The sequence below is a fragment of the Dickeya sp. CFBP 2040 genome (assembly GCF_012273755.1).
In the GTDB taxonomy this organism is placed as follows: domain Bacteria; phylum Pseudomonadota; class Gammaproteobacteria; order Enterobacterales; family Enterobacteriaceae; genus Dickeya; species Dickeya poaceiphila.
Map to the genome: position 1 here is coordinate 1 of NZ_JAAVXH010000101.1, position 21167 is coordinate 21167.

Consider the following 21167-nt stretch of genomic DNA (forward strand, 5'->3'; position numbering starts at 1 on the left):
GGTGATGTAATATACCCATATAGAAACAAGGGATAACTATGAAATTCGGTAATATTAGATAGTCGATTCGATGATGACAGTATACAGAACGCAGTGCATGTAAACGCTAAATCGCTTAATAGTGTGGTATACCGGATGACGTAATAGTCATCCGGCTAACTGCTACAAAGCTTATTTTTTTACCTGCCAGTGCAGGCGTTTAGCGCGTTGCAATTTTTCATAAGCTGCCAATAACGACTGATGGGCAGGTAACGCTTTCAGGTCAGCATCCACTGTGAACAAGCCATAGAAGCACTGCTCACCGGAAATAGCGGCGCTTGCCGTCTCCACTGCATCCTGTCCATACATGCGCACGAAAGCATCATAGTATTGAGCGGGGTCGCGCTCAGGTTCCAGAGCCAGTTGCAGCAGCGTTTGTAGACAGCGGTAATAATTACTGCGTGCTGGTGAAAAGACGGACTGATTGAAATCCAGCGACCACTCCGCCCAGCTTAACGCCTGCTCCAGATCGCCGCCAGCCAGCGCCAGCATGGATTTCAGTTCGCCAATACGTAGTGTAAACCAGCCGTTATCTTTGCCGGTTGCGATCCCCAGCAATTCGCGCACACGGGTAAAGTCATCCAACCCTTCATCATCAAGTTGTTGCAGCAGGGCCAGATAATCTTCTTTTTCCCATTGGCTGTCTGGTAAGGATAACAGTGTTTCGCGCAGATGTGCTCCCATGCTGTTGTTCGCCAGCAGCAGGTCCTCTGCCGGGTAGATGTCCGACATGCCAGGCACCAGAATGCGGCAGGCGTACACTGACAGATGCTCGTAATCTGCGATATACACCTCTTTGTCTTCTTTATCGAAGATTGCCATCAGCGTCGCAAATTCCTGCTCGGTCGTGCCGCTGAAATCCCAGTCGGCGAAGGCATAGTCTGGCTGGTTTTTGAACAGGTCCCAGGAGATTAGACCGCTGGAATCGATAAAATGGGTTTCCAGATTGGTGTGTTCGGCAACTTCCTCATTATCGAATGTCGGCGGCGTGAACACGTCCAGATCTTTCAGTCCACGGCCTTGCAACAGTTCGGTGACGGTACGTTCCAGCGCGACGCCAAAATCCGGATGTGCGCCAAACGATGCAAAACAGGTGCCATTGGCCGGGTTGAGCAGCACTACGCAGATAACTGGGTAGTGGCCGCCGAGAGAAGCGTCATAAGCAAAGATCGGGAAACCTTCCTGTTCCAGCGTAGCAATCGCTTCCACCACGCCTGGGTAACGTGATAACACTTCAGCCGGGATCGACGGCAGGCTGATGGCTTCAGCGATAATGCGATTCTTCACATAGCGTTCGAATACTTCTGACAGCCCCTGAACACGCGCTTCATTGCGGGTATTGCCTGCCGACATGCCGTTCGACACGTACAAATTACCGATGATGTTCATCGGGATATAAACCGTCTGCTGATCGGACTGCCGGGTAAACGGTAGAGCGCAGATGCCGCGGCTGTGGTTGCCTGATTGCAGATCAATAAGGTCGCTGGCGACAAGTTGTTGGTCCGGGTCATAGAAGGCGTGCAGACGGGTATCCAGTATACCTTCCGGCAGGCTGTCATCTTCGGGAAGTGGGAACCACTTCTCGTCGGGATAATGCACGAATTCGCTTTCGGCGATCTGTTGGCCCAGATAGAAGTCGGCAAAAAAGTAGTTGGTGGACAGCCGTTCGAAGTATTCACCCAGTGCCGAAGCCAGTGCGGCTTTCCGGGTCGCACCTTTACCATTGGTGAAACACAAGGCGCAATCGCGGTCACGAATATGTACCGACCAGACGTTGGGCACCGGATTCAGCCAGGATGCTTCTTCGATGTTGAACCCCAGGTCGAGGAGCTGTTGTTGAAAACGGGCGATGGAATCTTCCAGGGCGGCGTCTTTGCCTGGGATAAACGTTTGGGTCATGGTTCGAACCTGAATGTGTTATGAGGAGGCTGCATCATACGTGGTTTTGTGTACCGACTCTATCCCGCATGTTGCGTATTGCGTGGTGCTTCCCGACGACAATGTAACAGATGTATCGCCTGGGACGATAACAGGCGGACAAGAGCGCAAGTTTTCAGACATCAGGGGTGATAAGCATTGCAGGCAGGAAAGACGAATGATAAAACCGATGGCAGGGTAAACGGATGCGACGAGACAAGTCGCTTTGATATGTGGTGAGGGGAAATGACTCAGGTTTTTAATTTTAGTGCTGGTCCAGCTATGTTACCGGTAGAAGTGTTGCGTCGTGCAGAACAAGAACTATGCAACTGGCATGGGCTGGGTACATCGGTAATGGAAATCAGCCACCGTAGTAAAGAGTTTATGCAAGTGGCCAGTGAATCTGAGCAGGATTTGCGCGACTTACTGAAAATCCCCTCGAATTACAAAGTATTGTTTTGCCATGGCGGCGCGCGCGCTCAGTTTGCTGCAGTGCCGCTCAATTTGCTGGGTGACAATAATAAAGCTGATTATATCGATGGCGGTTACTGGGCATACAGCGCCGTCAAGGAAGCTGAGAAATATCTCACCCCCAATGTTATTGATGTGAAAACCCGTGTTGATGGGCTGCGTGGCATAAAACCGATGCGCGAGTGGGCGTTGTCCGATGATGCTGCTTATGTACATTATTGCCCGAATGAGACTATTGACGGTCTGGCTATCGAAGAAGATCCTGATTTTGGTGATAAAATCGTGGTGGCGGATTATTCATCCAGTATTTTGTCCCGACCGCTGGATGTGAGCCGTTACGGGGTGATTTATGCGGGCGCGCAGAAAAATGTGGGGCCAGCCGGCCTGACCCTGGTCATTGTGCGAGATGACCTCATCGGTAAAGCACGCCGCGAACTGCCGTCTATTCTGGATTATAAGCTTCTGGCTGATAACGATTCTATGTTCAACACGCCGCCGACCTTTGCCTGGTATCTGTCCGGTATGGTGTTTAAGTGGTTGAAAGAGCAAGGCGGCCTGCTGGAGATTGAAAAACGCAATCAGGCCAAGGCTGAGCTGTTGTATGCCACTATCGATGGCAGCGATTTTTATCGTAATGATGTTGTTCAGTCCAGCCGCTCGCGTATGAACGTGCCGTTCCAATTGGCAGATGCTGCATTAGACCCGATATTCCTGCAGGAAGCTCAGGCGGCTGGCCTGCACGCGTTGAAAGGCCACCGTGTTGTAGGCGGTATGCGTGCGTCCATTTATAACGCTATGCCGCTGGATGGCGTAAAAGCATTGACGGAGTTCATGGCCGATTTTGAGCGTCGCCATGGCTGATAAATTGATAAATATAGCGCGCTAATGTGCTGTTTCTGATTTAAACCCCGGTTATCTGGCCGGGGTTTTTGTGTTAACTCTTGGAGAACATGTTTCACATGCAGGAATCCCTGACCCTACAACCGATCTCATTTATTAACGGCACAATCAATTTGCCGGGTTCTAAAAGTGTTTCTAATCGCGCGTTACTATTAGCGGCACTGGCAAAAGGTACCACGCACCTTACCAATCTGCTCGATAGCGACGATGTTCGCCATATGCTCAATGCACTGAGTGCATTAGGCGTTGAATATCGCTTGTCGGCCAGTCGTACCGAGTGCGAAATCGTCGGAGTGGGTGGGGCATTGACGGCGTCTGCGCCGCTGGAACTGTTTTTGGGGAATGCGGGGACGGCGATGCGTCCGCTTGCAGCAGCGTTGTGCTTGGCAGATGGCGATATCGTATTGACCGGTGAACCTAGAATGAAAGAGCGCCCGATTGGTCATTTGGTCGATGCGTTGCGTCAGGGGGGAGCTGGTATCGATTATCTGGAGCAGGAAAACTATCCGCCGTTGCGCCTGAAGGGTGGTTTTCAGGGTGGAGAGATAAGTGTAGACGGCTCGGTATCAAGCCAGTTTCTTACCGCCCTGTTAATGACGGCGCCGTTGGCTAAACAGGATACTCGCATCAGCATTAAGGGCGATCTGGTTTCCAAACCTTACATCGATATTACCCTGCACATGATGAAGACATTCGGCATCATGGTGACTAATAACGATTACCAGACTTTTATGGTTGCGGGTAATCAGCATTACCAATCACCGGGGCATTATCTGGTGGAAGGTGATGCATCCTCCGCTTCTTATTTTCTGGCGGCTGCCGCTATTCGGGGAGGAACGGTACGCGTGACCGGTGTCGGTCGTCACAGTGTGCAGGGCGATATCCGCTTTGCTGATGTGCTGGAGAAAATGGGGGCACAGGTTCGTTGGGGAGCAGACTATATTGAGTGCCAGCGTGGAGAACTTCACGCTATTGATATGGACATGAATCATATCCCCGATGCGGCAATGACCATCGCTACTGCCGCGCTGTTTGCCAAAGGGGGGACAACGACGCTGCGCAACATCTACAACTGGCGTGTAAAAGAAACTGATCGTCTGGCGGCTATGGCAACGGAACTGCGTAAGGTCGGTGCTGAGGTAGAAGAAGGGCATGACTACATTCGCATTACGCCACCGGCGCAACTGAAAGCGGCTGAGATTGGTACTTACAATGATCATCGCATGGCGATGTGCTTCTCGCTGGTGGCGTTATCTGATACGCCGGTTACCATCCTTGATCCTAAATGTACTGCTAAAACGTTTCCAGACTATTTCCAGCAATTGGAACGCCTGAGCCAGCGCAATTAATTTGCTGACGCACAGGGTAATGAGACAGCTCTGTGCGATATTTTTTTAGCGTTATACTCTGGGTATTACAACATTTTCCCGATTTTCTGCAGTAATAAGCCTTTAATCTCACGCTTACTGCCACAAAAGGGTATAATGACCCGGTATATTGTCTGTAATAAGACATGCATTTCCTGGTTTTGAGGAGTGAGAAATGGTGGTGACTGCACCGGTAATTACGGTTGACGGGCCCGGTGGCGCAGGTAAGGGAACCTTGTGCAAGGCGCTGGCAAATGCGTTGCAGTGGAATCTGCTGGATTCGGGCGCGATTTATCGCGTGCTGGCATTGGCGGCGTTGCACCATCAGGTGGATATTGCATCTGAGGAAGCGTTGGTCCCAATTGCGTCGCACCTTGATGTGCGATTTGTTCCAGAAGACGGGCAACTGAAAGTGATTCTGGAAGGTGAGGATGTCAGCAATGAGATTCGAACCCAGGAAGTAGGCAATACGGCATCCCAGGCAGCGGTATTTCCACGAGTGCGTGAAGCGTTGCTGCGTCGCCAGCGTGCGTTTCGAGATGCACCTGGGTTAATTGCCGATGGGCGAGATATGGGAACGGTGGTATTTCCGGATGCGCCGGTGAAGATATTTTTGGATGCCAGTGCGGAGGAACGCGCCAAACGTCGTATGCTTCAGTTGCAGGCGAAGGGCTTTAATGTTAACTTTGAACGTCTTTTGTCCGAGATTAAAGAGCGTGATGACCGTGACCGGAATCGTGCGGTTGCGCCTTTGGTGCCTGCACCGGATGCGCTGGTGCTGGATTCCACGAACATGACGCTGGACGAAGTGGTCGAGTTAGCGCTGGCGTATGTTCGCCAGATATTGCCTCAATCGGCCTGATTTCTGTTTTTTTACCCCGCCGCAAGGATGCTGTGGGGATGTGAAACAACCCCATCGAGCAGGAAGCCAGATGGACGTTAAATTTAAAAACCCAAAGATTATCAACATGACTGAATCTTTTGCTCAACTCTTTGAAGAATCCCTGAAAGAAATCGAAACCCGCCCAGGTTCCATTGTTCGTGGCGTTGTGGTTGCCATTGATAAGGATGTTGTCCTGGTTGATGCCGGCCTGAAATCTGAATCTGCCATTCCGGTAGAACAGTTTAAAAACGCGCAGGGTGAAATTGAAATCCAGGTTGGTGATGAAGTAGACGTAGCTCTGGACGCGGTAGAAGACGGCTTCGGTGAAACCCTGCTGTCCCGTGAAAAAGCTAAACGTCACGAAGCATGGCTGATGCTGGAAAAAGCTTACGAAGAAGCTGCTACTGTTACCGGTGTTATCAACGGTAAAGTAAAAGGTGGTTTCACCGTTGAGCTGAACGGTATCCGTGCGTTCCTGCCAGGTTCTCTGGTAGATGTTCGTCCGGTACGTGACACCCTGCATCTGGAAGGCAAAGAGCTTGAGTTCAAAGTTATCAAGCTGGACCAGAAACGCAATAACGTCGTTGTTTCTCGTCGTGCTGTTATCGAATCTGAAAACAGTGCTGAACGCGACCAACTGCTGGAAAACCTGCAGGAAGGTATGGAAGTCAAAGGTATCGTCAAGAACCTCACTGACTACGGCGCATTCGTTGACCTGGGCGGCGTTGACGGCCTGCTGCACATCACCGATATGGCCTGGAAACGCGTTAAGCATCCGAGCGAAATCGTCAATGTTGGCGATGAAATCACTGTCAAAGTGCTGAAATTCGACCGCGAGCGTACCCGTGTTTCCCTGGGTCTGAAGCAACTGGGCGAAGATCCGTGGGTAGCTATCGCTAAACGTTACCCGGAAGGCACCAAGCTGACTGGCCGCGTAACCAACCTGACTGATTATGGCTGCTTCGTAGAAATCGAAGAAGGCGTTGAAGGTCTGGTGCACGTTTCCGAAATGGATTGGACCAACAAAAACATCCATCCGTCCAAAGTGGTTAACGTGGGTGATGTGGTGGAAGTTATGGTTCTGGATATCGACGAAGAACGTCGCCGTATCTCTCTGGGCCTGAAACAGTGCAAAGCCAATCCGTGGCAGCAGTTTGCTGAAACCCACAACAAGGGTGACCGCGTAGAAGGTAAGATCAAGTCTATTACTGACTTCGGTATCTTCATCGGTCTGGATGGCGGCATTGATGGTCTGGTGCACCTGTCCGACATCTCCTGGAACGTGGCTGGCGAAGAAGCCGTTCGCGAATACAAGAAAGGTGACGAAATCGCTGCTGTTGTTCTGCAGGTTGACGCAGAGCGTGAACGTATCTCCCTGGGCGTGAAACAGCTGGCTGAAGACCCGTTCAACAACTACCTGTCTGTTAACAAAAAAGGTGCAATTGTTACAGGTAAAGTCACTGCAGTTGATGCCAAAGGTGCTACAGTTGAATTAGCTGATGGCGTTGAAGGTTATCTGCGTGCTTCTGAAGCCTCTCGTGACCGCATCGAAGACGCAACGCTGGTTCTGAGCGTAGGTGACGAGATCGAAGCTAAATACACTGGCGTTGATCGTAAAAACCGCGTTGTCAGCTTGTCCATCCGTGCCAAGGATGAAGCTGATGAGAAAGATGCTATTGCTTCTGTTAACAACAAACAGGAAGAAAGCAACTTCTCTAACGCCATGGCGGAAGCTTTCAAAGCTGCAAAAGGCGAGTAATGACGGTGGGTTGGGCAGCGCTCTCGCTTGCTGCCCAACCTCAAACGGTAGTAAGTTAACGTGGCATTAACTGACCACATGCTTGGAGGAATCATGACCAAGTCTGAACTTATCGAAAGACTTGCTGGACAGCAATCTCATATCCCGGCCAAGGTGGTTGAGGATGCGGTGAAAGAGATGCTGGAACAGATGGCCACAACACTGGCCAGCGGTGATCGCATCGAAATCCGTGGGTTTGGCAGTTTTTCACTCCACTACCGTGCGCCGCGCTTAGGCCGTAATCCGAAAACTGGTGAGAAAGTGGAACTGGAAGGCAAATATGTTCCTCATTTCAAACCGGGTAAAGAGCTGCGTGACCGTGCCAACATTTATGGTTGATTAGTCAGCCGTAACGCCTGTTTTATAGATAGCACCCATTTGGGTGCTATTTTTTTGTCTATAGAAAACCCACAGTCAGATTTAAAGGTTTCTATAGACAAAAAACCGCTTTACCGGTGATAAAGCGGGCAGGACGGGTTATTTCGTGTGACGTGCTTTCAGACGCTGAATGATAGTGCCTAAATCCAGTTCCTGATCCTGCAATAGCACCAGAAGGTGATAGACCAAATCAGAGGCTTCATTGGTCAATTCTTCGCGGTCGTGCACAGTGGCGGCCAGCGCGGTTTCCAACCCTTCTTCACCAACCTTCTGGGCGATGCGCTTGGTGCCGCTGGCGTACAGCTGTGCGGTATAGGAACTGGCCGGGTCGGCATGCTTACGCTCCGCAAGAAGCTGCTCTAACTGATATAAGAACTGCCACTGTGTCTCTGCCGGGTGGAAGCAGCTATTGTTGCCCAGATGACAGGTTGGGCCGATTGGGTTGACCAGAATCAGCAGCGTGTCGTTATCACAATCCGGCGTAATGGATACCACGTTGAGGAAATGACCAGAAGATTCGCCTTTGGTCCATAACCGCTGTTTGGTTCGGGAGTAAAACGTGACCTTCCCGCTTTTTTCCGTGACCTGTAGCGCCTCCTGATTCATGTAGCCCAGCATCAGCACATCACCGGAAACCGCATGTTGTACGATGGCGGGCATCATGCCACCGGTTTTTTGCCAGTCGAGTTGGCTTCGTTGTTGTTCGGTTAACACACCCGGATCTCCACGCCTTGTTGCTTAAGGAACTGTTTGAGTTCGCCAATATTGATGATTTGCTTGTGGAATACCGACGCGGCCAGCGCGCCGTCCACCCCGGCATCCTGAAACGCCTCAAAGAAGTGCTGCATGGTGCCTGCACCGCCGGACGCGATCAATGGAACCTGACAGACATCGCGTACCTGTCGTAGTTGCGTCAGATCATAGCCGTTACGTACGCCGTCCTGATTCATCATGTTCAGTACAATTTCACCAGCGCCGCGTTTCTGCACTTCCTGCACCCAGTCAAGAGTTTCCCACTGTGTAACACGGGTACGTTTTTCATCGCCGGTGTATTGATTGACATGATAACGACCGGTTTCGGCGTCGTGCCAGGTATCGATACCAACGACAATGCATTGTACGCCATAGCGATCAGCCAGACGTGAAATCAGATCCGGATCTGCAAGTGCTGGTGAGTTGATGGAGATTTTATCCGCCCCGAAAGAGAGGATTTGCCCGGCGTCTTCCACGCTTTTGATGCCGCCGGCAACGCAGAATGGAATGTCGATCACTTCCGCTACACGGGACACCCAGCTTTTATCCACCACCCGACCATCAGATGACGCGGTGATATCGTAAAACACCAGCTCATCCGCGCCTTCCTGTGCGTAACGCTGCGCCAATGGTACGATATCGCCAATAATTTCATGATTACGGAACTGCACGCCCTTCACAACCTGACCGTCGCGCACGTCCAGACAAGGGATTATCCGTTTTGCCAGCATGAAATCGCCTCCGTCACGTTGAATTTACCTTCCAGCAAGGCCCGACCAACAATCACGCCTTGTACGCCGCTACTGCGTAGGGCGGCGATATCCGCCAGCGAACCAATGCCGCCGGACGCCTGAAATGCCACCTGCGGATAGCGGGTGCTGATTTCACGGTACAGTTCGACGTTAGAACCCTGCAATGTGCCGTCGCGGGAGATATCAGTACAGAGCACGTGTTTGAGGCCGAAGGGCAGGTAGCGTTCTACGGTTTGCTCCAGTGTGATACCGGAATTTTCCTGCCAGCCGCTGATAGCGATGTTTTTCACGCCGTCTGCGTCAATACGCACATCCAGAGCCAATACCAATGCATCCGCACCATAGCGGGTGAACCATTGTTGTACTTGCTCCGGCTGTTTTACTGCGGTGGAACCAATCACCACACGGCTGGCGCCAGCCGCCAACAATGCCTCGACATCCTGCTCGGTACGGATACCGCCGCCGACCTGTACCGGTACGGAAACTCCTGCCAGCAGTGTTTTAAGCAATGGAATCTGGCGTGCCGCCGGATCTTTGGCCCCGGTCAAATCTACCAGATGCAACACCTGCGCGCCTTGCTGCTGATAGTCTTGCAAGCGGGGCAGCGGGTCGCTGCCGTACTGGCGCTGTTGACCATAATCACCCTGATGCAAACGGACCACCTGTCCATCAATCAGGTCTAATGCGGGAATAATCATGTCCGTTTACATCTCCAGAAAATTCTTTAGTAGCTGCGCGCCTGCCGCACCGGAGCGTTCCGGATGGAACTGGACGCCATAGAAGTTATCTTTCTGCACCGCGGCGGTAAACGCATCGCCATAGTGGGATTGGGCAATGGTATTGGCGCACACCGGCATAGCGTAACTGTGCACAAAATAAAAGTACGAGCCATCTGGAATATCGCGGAACAAGCGGTGACCAGCCTGCGGTGTGACCTGATTCCAGCCCATGTGCGGCAGAGGCAGGCCGCGGTCTGCCATCTGTACGACCGGTGTATCGATAATCCCTAATGTGTCGATACCGCCGGTTTCGTCGCTGCGGCTACCCAGCAACTGCATCCCCAGGCAGATGCCCAGCACCGGCTGGGTACAGGCTTTTATCAGGCTGATTAACTGACGCTCGGCCAATAGATCCATCGCTGCTTGTGCGGTACCGACGCCAGGCAGAAACAGTTTATCGGCGCGTAATACCACTTCCGGTTCGCGGCTGACCAGTGGATCGTAGCCCAGTCGCTTGACCGCATACCTCACGGATGACAGGTTGGCGCAGCCGGTATCCAGAATCACTACGTTCATCACAGCACTCCTTTGGAGCTGGGCAGGGTATCGCCCTCCACTCGGATAGCCTGACGCAGTGCACGGCCAAACACCTTGAACAGACTTTCGACACGATGATGATCGTTACGCCCTTTGGTTTTCAGGTGCAGGGTACAGCCCATCGCGTAGGAGAGGGAACGAAAGAAGTGTTCCACCATTTCGGTACTGAGATCACCGACGCGTTGATAGTTGAACTCTGCCTTGTATTCCAGATGCGGACGGCCAGAGATATCAAGTGCGCAGCGCGCGAGACATTCATCCATCGGCAGCACAAAGCCAAAGCGGCCAATGCCGCGTTTGTCTCCCAGCGCGTTGTTTAACGCTTCACCCAGCGCCAGCCCGGTATCTTCTACCGTGTGGTGATCGTCGATATACAGATCGCCTTTTACGTCGATGTTGAGGCGAAAACCGCCGTGGGTAGCAATCTGGTCCAGCATGTGGTCGAAAAAGCCGACTCCGGTATGGATCTTGCTGCCGCCTTCGCGGTCCAGCCAGACATTGACATCAATAGCGGTTTCACGCGTTACACGGTTGACATGGGCGTGACGATCGCGTTTGGTCAATTGGGCGGTAATCGCCTGCCAGTTGAGGCTATCGCGTTGATAACGCAGGCCGGTGATGCCCATGTTTTGCGCCAGTTGAATATCGGTTTCTCGGTCGCCAATCACAAAACTGTTGGCGCTATCCATCACGTTGTCTTTCAGGAAAGCGTCTACCAACGCGGTTTTCGGTTTGCGACAGTCACAGTTGTCGCCAGGGAAGTGCGGACAAATCAGCACTCGTTCGAAGCGAATGCCTTGCGATGTAAAAATTTGCATCATCAGGTTGTGTGGCGGGTCGAAATCTTCCTGTGGGAAGCTGCTGGTGCCCAACCCATCCTGATTAGTGATCATCACCAGCTTGAAACCGGCTTTTTGCAGAGTAAGCAGCGACGGAATAACATCCGGTTCTAAAGCCAGCTTATCCAGCCGGTCAACCTGATAGTCTTCGGGCGGTTCGGCAATCAGCGTGCCGTCACGGTCAATAAAAAGATACTTTAATCCCACGGTGATTCCTCTAATTATGCTGTTTTACCTGACAATGCCTGTAGCGCACTGATGACACGTTCGCACTCGTAACGGGTGCCGATAGAAATACGCAGACAACCTGCCAGCCCCGGCTGTTTGTTCTGATCACGTAAAATGATGCCTTGATCCCACAAGGACTTGAAGACTGCTGGCGAATCAGCAAAGCGCACCAGCAGGTAATTGCTTTCACTGGCGTATACCGTTTCCACGTTCGGTAGCGTTTTCAGCGAGTCACTTAGCCAGCGGCGATTTTCACTGAGTTCGGCCACATTGCGTCGCATGGTCGCGATGCCGTCTTCACTCAGAGCCTGTGCGGCGATATCCGCGACCGGCAGCGCCAGTGGGTAGGGGGCGATCACTTTCAACAGCAGTTGGATAACCTCGGCACTGGCGAGAGTAAAACCGCAGCGCAGACCAGCTAACGCGAAAGCCTTGGACAGGGTACGCAACACCACCTGATGCGGATAGTGGGCCAGCCAGCCAGCTGTCGTCGCCTGTGGACAAAACTCAATATAGGCTTCGTCGATAGCGACGATAGCGCGGTCACGCGCCAGCTCCAGCAACCGACGTAAATCGTCTGGATTGATCAGATTACCGGTCGGATTGTTAGGTGAACAGACATAAATCACCTTGACGTTATCTAGCGCGCCTTCAATAGCCGCTAAATCCAGTTGCCAGTCGGTAGTTGCCGACACAATACGACGCTCCACACCCAACGTTTCCGCGCTGACGGCGTACATACCGTAAGTCGGCGGACAGAACATAATGGCATCTTTACCCGGTTCGCAGAACGCACGGATTAATAGCTCGATACCCTCATCGGCACCGCGGCTGACCAGCACCTGTTCCGGTGCAACACCGGCGTACGCCGCATAGCGTTCAATGACCTGTGCAGGCTGGCATTCCGGATAACGGTTGAGCGTCTGTAAAGTAAGCTGATAGTTCGGCGCGTGCGGATACTCGTTGGCGTTTAACCATACGTCACCTTTTCCTCCCAAACGACGAGCAGACTGATACGGGGTCAGGCGGCGGACGTTATCACGAGCCAGATTCTCAATACTCATGCTTGCTCCTTGAGGGCATTGACGCGCAGAGTGACGGCGTTTTTGTGGGCGGTCAGCTGTTCGGCCTGTGCCATGATTTCGATGGTTGATGCCAGCCCCTGCAAACCTTGTGGCGACAGCTGTTGTACCGTCATGCGTTTCTGGAAATCAGCCAACCCCAGACTGGAGTAGGTGGCAGTGTAACCGTAGGTCGGCAGCACATGATTGGTGCCGGACGCGTAGTCGCCAGCAGATTCCGGTGACCAGTCACCCAAAAATACTGAACCAGCGCTGGTGATGCGATCAACCAGCGTTTCGGCATTACGAGTCTGGATAATCAGGTGCTCCGGGCCGTATTGATTACTGATATCAATGCACTGGTCCAGATCGCGTGCGACGATAACCCGGCTACTGGACAGCGCCTGACGGGCAATGTCAGCGCGGGATAACGTGGTCAACTGGCGTTCTACCGCGTCGATGACCGCCTGCGCCATGTCCGCATCCGGCGTCAGCAGGATAACTTGTGAATCCGGGCCGTGCTCCGCCTGCGACAGCAGGTCTGAGGCGACGAAATCCGGCGTGGCACCGCTGTCGGCGATCACCAGCACTTCGGACGGACCGGCTGGCATGTCTATGGCTGCGCCGTCGAGCAACTGACTAACCTGACGCTTAGCTTCGGTGACATAAGCGTTACCGGGGCCGAAAATCTTATCCACCTTCGGCACGCTGTCGGTGCCAAACGCCATGGCGGCAATCGCTTGTGCGCCACCTAACTGGAAGACTTCTTGTACACCGCACAATTTTGCTGCATACAAAATTTCGTCGGCGATGGGCGGCGGTGAACACAGAATCACGCGCTGACATTCGGCGATACGTGCCGGGGTTGCCAGCATCAATACGGTGGAGAGCAGCGGAGCGGAACCGCCGGGAATATACAGCCCCACGTTGGCAATCGGGCGGGTTACCTGCTGGCAACGTACGCCGGGTTGGGTTTCTACGCTGACTGGCGGAAATTTTTGTGCGTTGTGAAAGGTTTCAATGTTGCGCACGGCGGTCGCCATGGCCTGTTTAATGTCATCGCCCAGCCGTGCAACGGCGGCGTCAATGGCTTCGGCTGATACACGCAAGCTATCGACTTGCACCTTGTCAAAGCGGGCGCTGTACTCACGCAGCGCGGCATCGCCATCGTTACGTACCTTTGCCAGAATCTCTGCGACAATCGCGCTGATGCTATCGGAGGCGGAGATAGCCGGGCGGGTCAGCAACTGACGTTGTTTCTCTTCAGTGCAGGCTTGCCAGTCAATTAGGGTGTTGAAGCGGTTGCTCATGGCATTACTCCATCATCTTTTCAATCGGCAGCACCAGAATAGAGCTGGCGCCCAGCACCTTCAGTTTTTCCATGGTTTCCCAGAACAGGGTTTCGCTGCTGACCATGTGCATAGCGACGCGGTTTTGGTCGCCAGCCAGCGGCAGGATGGTGGGACGTTCCGCGCCTGGCAACAGCGCGATAATTTCATCCAGACGTTCACTGGGCGCGTGCAACATGATGTATTTGGATTCGCGTGCCTGAATCACGCCCTGCATACGGGTTAACAGTTTGTCGATCAACTGCTGCTTCTCGGCTGGCATCTCGCCGTCACGTTGAATCAGGCAGGCTTTGGAACGATAAATCACTTCCACTTCACGCAGACCATTGGCTTCGAGCGTCGCGCCGGTGGAAACCAGATCGCAGATAGCGTCAGCAAGACCGGCGCGCGGCGCGACTTCCACTGAGCCGTTAAGCAGGCAGGATTTGAAGTTAACACCGTGTTTATCGAGGTACTGTTTGAGCAGGTGCGGATAGGATGTGGCGATACGTTTGTTTTGCAGACATTGCGGACCGGTGTATTCCTCATCAAGCGGCATTGCCAGCGACAAGCGACAACCACCAAAATCCAGCCGGCGCAGCGTGAAATAGCGTGGATCTTCGCCTTGAGCGCGACGGTTAAGCAACTCTTCTTCCAGCACGTTTTCACCGATGATACCTAAATCGACCACGCCATCCATCACCAGCCCCGGAATATCGTCATCGCGTACGCGCAGAATATCGATAGGCATGTTTTCGGCAAACGCAATCAGGCGCTGCTGATGCAGGTTGATTTTGATGCCGCAGCGGGCCAGTAGTTCCCGTGAGTCGTCGCTCAGGCGGCCTGATTTCTGCATTGCGATACGTAAACGTGTTTTATCCAGCATGTGAACCTCAATTTATCCTGTCTGTGATGCCTGTTAAGCAGGTTTTTTAAAAATTCCCGGCCCAAAAAAAAGCCCCCGGAATTGATCTTCCGGGGGCTTTTCTTACGCGTCTACCGCCACTGGAAGATTCTGAGTGTCTTCCAGCACCTATCGCCTGAAAGACTAATCAGGGTGATGGTGATGATGGTGGTTAATGTTGACACGTAACATGAATTCGTCTCTTTATCGTAAAATACAAAGTGATGTTGCCTGCCGGTTAACCTAAACCATGTTGATGTGATAGTGCAACATTTTTTTACCCACAGTGTATAAATCACATTACCGCCAGATGGGCGATAAGGGTACATAATGAAAAGCACAGAGTATTGAACGCACAAAGTATTAAACCGGGGATATCTACGCTGGGGAGTCAGGAGAACAACGATGAAAAAGGTATCGATAATCGGGCTTGGCTGGCTGGGGATGCCGCTGGCGTTGACGTTACAGAACCGCGGGTATCAAGTGGTCGGCAGCAAAAGCACTGATGATGGGGTAACCGCAGCACAGTTGTCGGGAGTGGAGTGTTATCGACTGTCGCTGACGCCGGAATTAGAGTGCGAACCTGATGAGTTGGATCTCTTGCTGAATGTGGATGCGTTGATTATCACCTTGCCGCCAGGGCGACTTGAGCGCGCGGGCGGTACTTATCTGCAGGCGGTACAGCAGGTGGTCGATAGCGCATTGGCTCATGGGGTGCCGCGCATTATGTACACCAGTTCCATTTCGGTTTACGGTTCGGTCAGTGGTCGGGTGAAAGAAAGTAGTCCGTTACAGCCAGAAACCGGTACAGGTAAGGTTTTACTGGCGCTTGAGCAATGGTTGCACGCACTGCCGCATACCGAAGTGGATATTTTGCGGCTGGCCGGGCTGGTAGGAAATAACCGTCATCCGGGACGTTTTCTTGCCGGGCGTCGAGATCTTCCGGATGGCAGTCATGGTGTGAATCTGGTCCATTTGGAAGATGTGATCAGTGCTATCGCGCTGTTGCTACAGCGTCCACACGGTGGTCACCTCTACAATTTGTGCGCATCGGGACATCCGGCTAAACAGGATTTTTATCCGGAACAGGCGCGCCAGATGAGGCTGGAGCCGCCGCAATTTCTGTCGGGCGACCCGGCGCAGGCCAGATTGATCGACGGGCAGCGGATTTGTAGTGAACTAGGGTTTGAGTATCAGCATCCGGACCCGATGACCATGGTGTTTTAGGATATAACGGCGGCAGCTGACTGGATTATCGGCTTAGCATGGTGGATGTAAAAACATGGTGGATGTAAAAACGGCCCGCCAGTAGTGGGCCGTACGTGAAGATAACGTCAAAACGATTAAGTCAGTGCGTTTAGAAAGAAGCCCAATCGTCTTGGATATGTAGTTGTATTTTGCGGTATGGCTGTTTTTTACGCTGTAGGGCTGCTATTTTGGAGAAATGCCTAATCAGGCTTAGACCGTTGACTGAATCTGGCATCCTCAAACGTGCGGTGCCTGTAGCATTATGCTGGCTACTAACGCTCTCGGAATCGAACGATGCCCGATAGCTACAGAGGAGCCATGCCGGCGAGTGGCAGCCGACAGGCTTAAGGAAAAGAATAGGGTAGCTGAGCGTGTGTCAGTCCAGATGTTTTTTACGATACAGACGCCGGGGATGTCCAATCTTGCCGTAACGCATCTCTACATCCAGAAACTGGTTTTCAAGCCCGTATTCCAGATAACGTCGGGCAGTGGTTTTACTCAGTCCAGTTTTCTCCACGACCTCATCCACGGAAAACAGCGTTTCCGGTTGGTTCTGAAAAATCTGTTTGATCAGACTGAGTGTGTTCTCTTCAATACCTTTACTACCGGGGCCATTAGGCACAGTGGACGCCTGCAATTGGTAGAGCACGTCCACGTTCTGCTGATCAACGACTTTGTAGGTATATTGGGTTTTGACAAATTGGATAAACCGTTCAAGCGATGAGCGCAAGCGAGGGTACGATACTGGCTTGATGATGTAATCAAAGGCCCCACACTGAATAGCTTGCGCACAGGTGTTCATGTCACTGGCGGCGGTAATGAAAATGACCGAACAATTAATACTGCGCATCAGGTCGCTTTCGATAAGTTGAACGCCTTCACCGTCCGGCAGGTAGTTGTCCAACAGCATCAATCGGGGTCGGTACTGCTGCAACATGCGTTTGGCTTCGTTCAGGGTTGAGGCGATGCCCACTACTCGCAGCGCAAAGTTTTTCTCAATAAATTCTGCGTGGATATTTGCCAGCTTTCTTTCATCTTCGACGATCAGAATGTCGAAATTTTCAATAGGTCGTTCAGTCGGCATGATGCTCGCAATCGACATGATACTCGTATTCCCTGGTTTTGGTTATATGGTGGTTTTTGGAATAAAAATAGAAAAAATAGCGCCGTAAGGCGAATTGTCAGAAACTTCGATCACACCCTGAGCCTGACTGACATAATTGGCAACCAAATACAGGCCCAACCCGTGATCGCCTTCCTGTTTGCTGGTGACGCCCATTTCAAATACCCGATCTGCAAGGGCTGGGTCAATCCCTGTACCCTGATCAGCGACTTCAATGACCAATTCCTGTTCGCCATCGTGTATATATACTTCAACAGGATAGTAGGTACGGGTACTGGCAAGTGTGGCCTCTACTGCATTATCGATTAAATTCCCAATAATTGACATCAGTTCTGTTTCATTGAGCGAGGCGGGGATACTGTTGAGCTGACAGCGCGGATCAAAGTGCAGTTCTATGCCTTTTTCACGGGCGCTGGCGTATTTGCCAAGCAGCAGTCCACAAAGCGCCGGTGAACAGAATCGACTGGAGATGAAATCAAGAACCACCTGCGCCCCTTCGGACTGCGCTTCAATGTAGCGTACTGCTTCATCATAGCGACGCAGGTGCAGCAACCCAGCCAGCGTGGCAGTCCAGTTTAGTTGTTCGTGTCGCAAAATGCGCAGGCTGTTGGCATAGCGTTTGACCTGACTGAGTTGCATACTCAGGGTGTGAATATCGTTCTTGTCGCGAAAACTGATCACCCAGCCTTGTAGTTCATCTTCCAGCATAATGCGTACGCGACTGGCAATCACCGTGATGTGGTTGAAACGGCAGATCTCGTCATGGGTGTCGGTTGTCCATATCTCTTCACTGGAGAAAAAGGAGACAGGTGCAATCACCTCGTCGATTAGTTTGCCGCGCAGTTGATATGAGGGCGTCACCAGACCCAGCAGATCTTTGGCCGCATGGTTGATAACCGCAATATTGCGTTGCTTATCGATGGCAATAACACCTTCATAAATAGATTCCAGTAGCGCTTTTTGTTGCCGCACCAGCAGCCGGATTTCCAGTGGTTCCAGCCCGAACATCTGTTTTTTCAAATTACGGGAGAACCACAAGGAAAAGAAGAATAGGGCAACCAGCATAGCGACGATAGCAAGGCCAACATGAGCAGCTTTGCTAAGTGTCAGGTTGTCGATGTGCTTTTTCAGATACCCTACCGATACGATACCGATGACCTGATCGCCTGCCATGATCGGTGCCTTGCTGCGCAGTGAGGTACCAATCGCCCCACGCCGTAGGGTGATAGTGCTTTGCCCCTCTAATACCTCTTTATTATCGCCGCCGATCATGTCGGTACCGAGCAATGACGGTTCTTCCGAATGATACAGATGGGTGGCGTTGCGATCACCGATGACGATAAAGCTGGCGTCGCTGCGCGCCTTGATTTGATCGACCAGGTCGTCGATGGTGGCGGTGTCGCGGTGTTTTACTGCCTCGATAAGCGAAGGGATAATTGCGATTTCACGCGCCTGAATCTGTGCCCGGCTACCCAATTCGTCATAAAGCTGCTGATCTACCGCCCGATAGTAGTAAAGCCCTACAGTGATAAGCAGCAGAGAAAAAAAGATCATCAGGTAGATGAACAGCTTGAGATGGAACGATAGTCTGACAGTCATAATGTGCTAATCACCGGTAGACCGATTGAATCGGAGGTGGCTAATTTATCATGAATGGCGTAAAAGTAAGGGGATAAAAAATGGTCTTGTGAAGCGTTTCGCGCAGATTGTGAAAATAGTATTCTCTTTTCTGTTATTTTAAATAAGGCGTAAATAAAACGTCACGCACAATAGACATCTTAATTACTTTTTATCAACATATGTCTATTCTTATTTAAATAAGAGCCTTTCGCACCATAGAAACCATAAAAACCACGAAAAACCTTCCAAAATGAAATTATTTAATTATTTGAAAATAAATAAGAAAATAATTAAAACCATAAAAACCATAAGTGCCATTAAAACTCATTTTTTAATTTGAGAGTTGTCACATAATAACGGTCGTTGACCTCTTAATATACCCTGGAAAATAACGAGGGGAGAAGGTTATGAGTACCACTGATGATTCTTATATTGTTGTAAAAGATGAGACCTCTGGGAAGGCTTCATTAAAAGAAAAATGGTGGCACATTCTGGATAACTACAAAATTGGTGTTATTCCTGTGCCGCTGTTTATCCTGGCTGGGCTGTTGATTGCTCTGGATTGTCTGGAAGGCAAACTGCCTAGCGATATCGTAGTGATGGTCGCCACGTTGGCATTCTTTGGTTTTGCCTGTGGCGAATTTGGTAAGCGTTTACCGTTTATCGGCAAGATGGGGGCTGCTGCTATTTGCGCCACCTTTATCCCGTCTGCGCTGGTTTACTACGGACTGCTGCCACAGGTGGTTGTGGACGCCACGACCAAATTCTATAAATCCACCAACATCCTGTATCTGTATATCTGTTGCATCATCGTCGGCAGCATCATGAGTATGAACCGCCAGACGCTGATTCAGGGCTTCCTGCGTATTTTCTTCCCCATGTTGTGCGGTGAAGTGGTAGGTATGCTGGTTGGTATGGGCGTTGGCATTATGCTGGGTATGGATCCGTTCCAGATTTTCTTCTTCCTGGTACTGCCGATCATGGCTGGTGGTGTAGGTGAAGGGGCGATCCCGCTTTCTATTGGTTACGCCACACTGCTGCATATGGAACAGGGCGTCGCGCTGGGCCGTATCCTGCCGATTGTGATGCTGGGCAGTCTGACCGCCATCATCATCGCGGGTGTTCTGAACCAACTGGGTAAACGTTATCCGCATCTGACCGGTGAAGGCGAACTGATGCCGAATAAGGCGAACAGCACTGAACAGGCGCCAGCTACACTGACCACCGCAGTAAGCGGCAAGATGGATCCGACCAATATGGCTGCGGGTGCGTTGCTGGCTGTTCTGCTGTACATGATCGGTATGTTGGGTCACAAGCTGATCGGTCTGCCAGCACCGGTGGGTATGCTGTTCGCTGCTGTAATCGTGAAGCTGCTTAATGGTGCTTCGCCTCGCCTGCTGGAAGGTTCACAGGTGGTTTACAAATTCTTCCAGACATCAGTGACCTATCCAATTTTGTTTGCTGTTGGTGTGGCGATCACCCCTTGGGAAGAACTGGTACATGCGTTCACTATTACTAACCTGCTGGTGATTGTGTCCACTGTCGTGGCACTGGTTACCACCGGTTTCTTTGTTGGCAAGAAAATCGGTATGCATCCGATTGATGTTGCCATCATCTCCTGCTGCCAGAGCGGGCAGGGCGGTACCGGCGATGTGGCTATCCTCACTGCCGGCAACCGTATGGTACTGATGCCGTTCGCTCAGATTGCTACCCGTATCGGTGGTGCAATCAACGTCTCCGTGGCCTTGCTGGTACTCGGCAAGTTCCTGGTGTGACGGTGTATGACAAAAAACAAATAACGCCGCGTTAGCACGCGGCCTTATTTAAACGGGAAAGATTATGAAACTTGCAAGTTACCGCCATCAGGGCAAAAACAGTTACGGGATCCATACGCCTGCGGGTCTGATTGATTTGGGCAGCCGCCTCGGCAACCGTTACCCGGACCTGAAGGCGTTGCTGGCGGGCGATGCGCTCCATGACGCCGCCGCCTTCCAGACCGAAACCCCGGATGTGGCCGTGGCCGACGTGACCTTCCTGCCGGTGATTGTGGCGCCATCCAAAATCCTGTGCGTCGGCATGAACTATGCCGACAAACGCAAGGAATTCAACGAACAGAACCCGGCTCCGACGCTGTTTGTGCGCTTCGCCGACTCGCAGACCGGTCACGGCACCCAGGTGCTCAAGCCGCACTACTCCAGCGAGTTCGACTATGAAGGCGAACTGGCGGTCATCATCGGCAAAA

19 protein-coding genes and 1 other annotated feature are annotated in these 21167 nt (G+C 51.8%); of the genes, 8 read left to right on the plus strand and 11 right to left on the minus strand.

Features of this window, described 5'->3' with window-relative positions:
* Positions 1-171: 171 nt before the first annotated feature.
* Positions 172-1938 carry a 30S ribosomal protein S12 methylthiotransferase accessory factor YcaO gene (gene ycaO, locus Dpoa2040_RS16080; protein WP_168641898.1) on the minus strand — a complete coding sequence of 589 codons (1767 nt, stop codon included), beginning with the start codon at positions 1936-1938 and terminating at the stop codon, positions 172-174.
* Positions 1939-2202: 264 nt separating this feature from the next.
* Here ycaO and serC point away from each other — a divergent pair, with 264 nt between their 5' ends.
* The 5 genes from serC to ihfB all read left to right on the plus strand — a co-directional run bounded on the left by serC (position 2203) and on the right by ihfB (position 7714).
* A complete protein-coding gene (serC, locus tag Dpoa2040_RS16085) occupies positions 2203-3288 on the plus strand; it encodes a 3-phosphoserine/phosphohydroxythreonine transaminase (protein WP_168641899.1) in 1086 nt (361 codons plus the stop codon).
* A gap of 98 nt (positions 3289-3386) precedes the next feature.
* Positions 3387-4676: a 3-phosphoshikimate 1-carboxyvinyltransferase gene (gene aroA, locus Dpoa2040_RS16090; protein ID WP_168641900.1), complete on the plus strand. Its 1290-nt coding sequence runs from the start codon at positions 3387-3389 to the stop codon at positions 4674-4676.
* A gap of 193 nt (positions 4677-4869) precedes the next feature.
* The gene (gene cmk / locus Dpoa2040_RS16095; protein ID WP_168641901.1) at positions 4870-5556 is read left to right on the plus strand and encodes a (d)CMP kinase; all 687 of its coding nucleotides are present in this window, start codon (positions 4870-4872) and stop codon (positions 5554-5556) included.
* A 70-nt stretch (positions 5557-5626) separates the two neighbouring features.
* Positions 5627-7336, plus strand: coding sequence for a 30S ribosomal protein S1 (rpsA, locus tag Dpoa2040_RS16100; protein WP_071604297.1), 1710 nt, complete (start codon positions 5627-5629; stop codon positions 7334-7336).
* Between the two features lie 93 nt (positions 7337-7429).
* Positions 7430-7714: an integration host factor subunit beta gene (gene ihfB / locus Dpoa2040_RS16105; RefSeq protein ID WP_042870239.1), complete on the plus strand. Its 285-nt coding sequence runs from the start codon at positions 7430-7432 to the stop codon at positions 7712-7714.
* A 138-nt stretch (positions 7715-7852) separates the two neighbouring features.
* On the opposite strand, the gene hisIE is transcribed toward ihfB, so the two are convergent.
* From hisIE to hisG, 8 genes are read right to left on the minus strand one after another with little or no spacing between them, the layout of a single operon-like run.
* Positions 7853-8467: a bifunctional phosphoribosyl-AMP cyclohydrolase/phosphoribosyl-ATP diphosphatase HisIE gene (gene hisIE / locus Dpoa2040_RS16110; protein ID WP_168641902.1), complete on the minus strand. Its 615-nt coding sequence runs from the start codon at positions 8465-8467 to the stop codon at positions 7853-7855.
* The gene (gene hisF, locus Dpoa2040_RS16115) at positions 8461-9237 is read right to left on the minus strand and encodes an imidazole glycerol phosphate synthase subunit HisF (RefSeq protein ID WP_042870243.1); all 777 of its coding nucleotides are present in this window, start codon (positions 9235-9237) and stop codon (positions 8461-8463) included. The genes hisIE and hisF overlap by 7 nt, the downstream gene beginning before the upstream one ends.
* The gene (hisA, locus tag Dpoa2040_RS16120; protein ID WP_168641903.1) at positions 9219-9956 is read right to left on the minus strand and encodes a 1-(5-phosphoribosyl)-5-[(5-phosphoribosylamino)methylideneamino]imidazole-4-carboxamide isomerase; all 738 of its coding nucleotides are present in this window, start codon (positions 9954-9956) and stop codon (positions 9219-9221) included. Before hisA ends, hisF begins: the two co-directional genes overlap by 19 nt.
* A 6-nt stretch (positions 9957-9962) precedes the next feature.
* A complete protein-coding gene (hisH, locus tag Dpoa2040_RS16125) occupies positions 9963-10553 on the minus strand; it encodes an imidazole glycerol phosphate synthase subunit HisH (protein ID WP_042870247.1) in 591 nt (196 codons plus the stop codon).
* The gene (hisB, locus tag Dpoa2040_RS16130; RefSeq protein ID WP_042870249.1) at positions 10553-11620 is read right to left on the minus strand and encodes a bifunctional histidinol-phosphatase/imidazoleglycerol-phosphate dehydratase HisB; all 1068 of its coding nucleotides are present in this window, start codon (positions 11618-11620) and stop codon (positions 10553-10555) included. Before hisB ends, hisH begins: the two co-directional genes overlap by 1 nt.
* Positions 11621-11634: 14 nt before the next feature.
* Positions 11635-12705, minus strand: a complete 1071-nt coding sequence (gene hisC / locus Dpoa2040_RS16135; RefSeq protein ID WP_168641904.1) for a histidinol-phosphate transaminase — start codon at positions 12703-12705, stop codon at positions 11635-11637.
* A complete protein-coding gene (hisD, locus tag Dpoa2040_RS16140; protein WP_168641905.1) occupies positions 12702-14012 on the minus strand; it encodes a histidinol dehydrogenase in 1311 nt (436 codons plus the stop codon). The genes hisC and hisD overlap by 4 nt, the downstream gene beginning before the upstream one ends.
* A gap of 4 nt (positions 14013-14016) precedes the next feature.
* Entirely contained in the window at positions 14017-14916 is a 900-nt protein-coding gene (gene hisG / locus Dpoa2040_RS16145) for an ATP phosphoribosyltransferase (protein WP_042870255.1), read from the minus strand.
* Positions 14917-14979: 63 nt separating this feature from the next.
* Positions 14980-15103, minus strand: a sequence feature (His leader region).
* Between the two features lie 236 nt (positions 15104-15339).
* On the opposite strand from hisG, the gene Dpoa2040_RS16150 reads away from it, so the two are divergent.
* Positions 15340-16161 carry an SDR family oxidoreductase gene (locus Dpoa2040_RS16150; RefSeq protein WP_168641906.1) on the plus strand — a complete coding sequence of 274 codons (822 nt, stop codon included), beginning with the start codon at positions 15340-15342 and terminating at the stop codon, positions 16159-16161.
* 397 nt (positions 16162-16558) lie between these two features.
* Here the strand turns inward: Dpoa2040_RS16150 and Dpoa2040_RS16155 are convergent, their stop codons facing one another.
* Together Dpoa2040_RS16155 and Dpoa2040_RS16160 are read right to left on the minus strand one after the other, a co-directional pair.
* On the minus strand, positions 16559-17284 hold the full coding sequence (locus Dpoa2040_RS16155) for a response regulator (protein ID WP_168641907.1): 726 nt from the start codon (positions 17282-17284) through the stop codon (positions 16559-16561).
* A gap of 24 nt (positions 17285-17308) precedes the next feature.
* Positions 17309-18904 (minus strand): sensor histidine kinase, encoded by a 1596-nt coding sequence (locus Dpoa2040_RS16160; RefSeq protein WP_168641908.1) that lies wholly within the window; start codon positions 18902-18904, stop codon positions 17309-17311.
* A 428-nt stretch (positions 18905-19332) separates the two neighbouring features.
* Here Dpoa2040_RS16160 and Dpoa2040_RS16165 point away from each other — a divergent pair, with 428 nt between their 5' ends.
* Positions 19333-20700, plus strand: coding sequence for a 2-hydroxycarboxylate transporter family protein (locus tag Dpoa2040_RS16165; protein WP_042870261.1), 1368 nt, complete (start codon positions 19333-19335; stop codon positions 20698-20700).
* Positions 20701-20764: 64 nt separating this feature from the next.
* Positions 20765-21167 (plus strand): fumarylacetoacetate hydrolase family protein (locus Dpoa2040_RS16170; protein ID WP_210423982.1); only part of this gene is annotated, 403 nt, incomplete at its 3' end.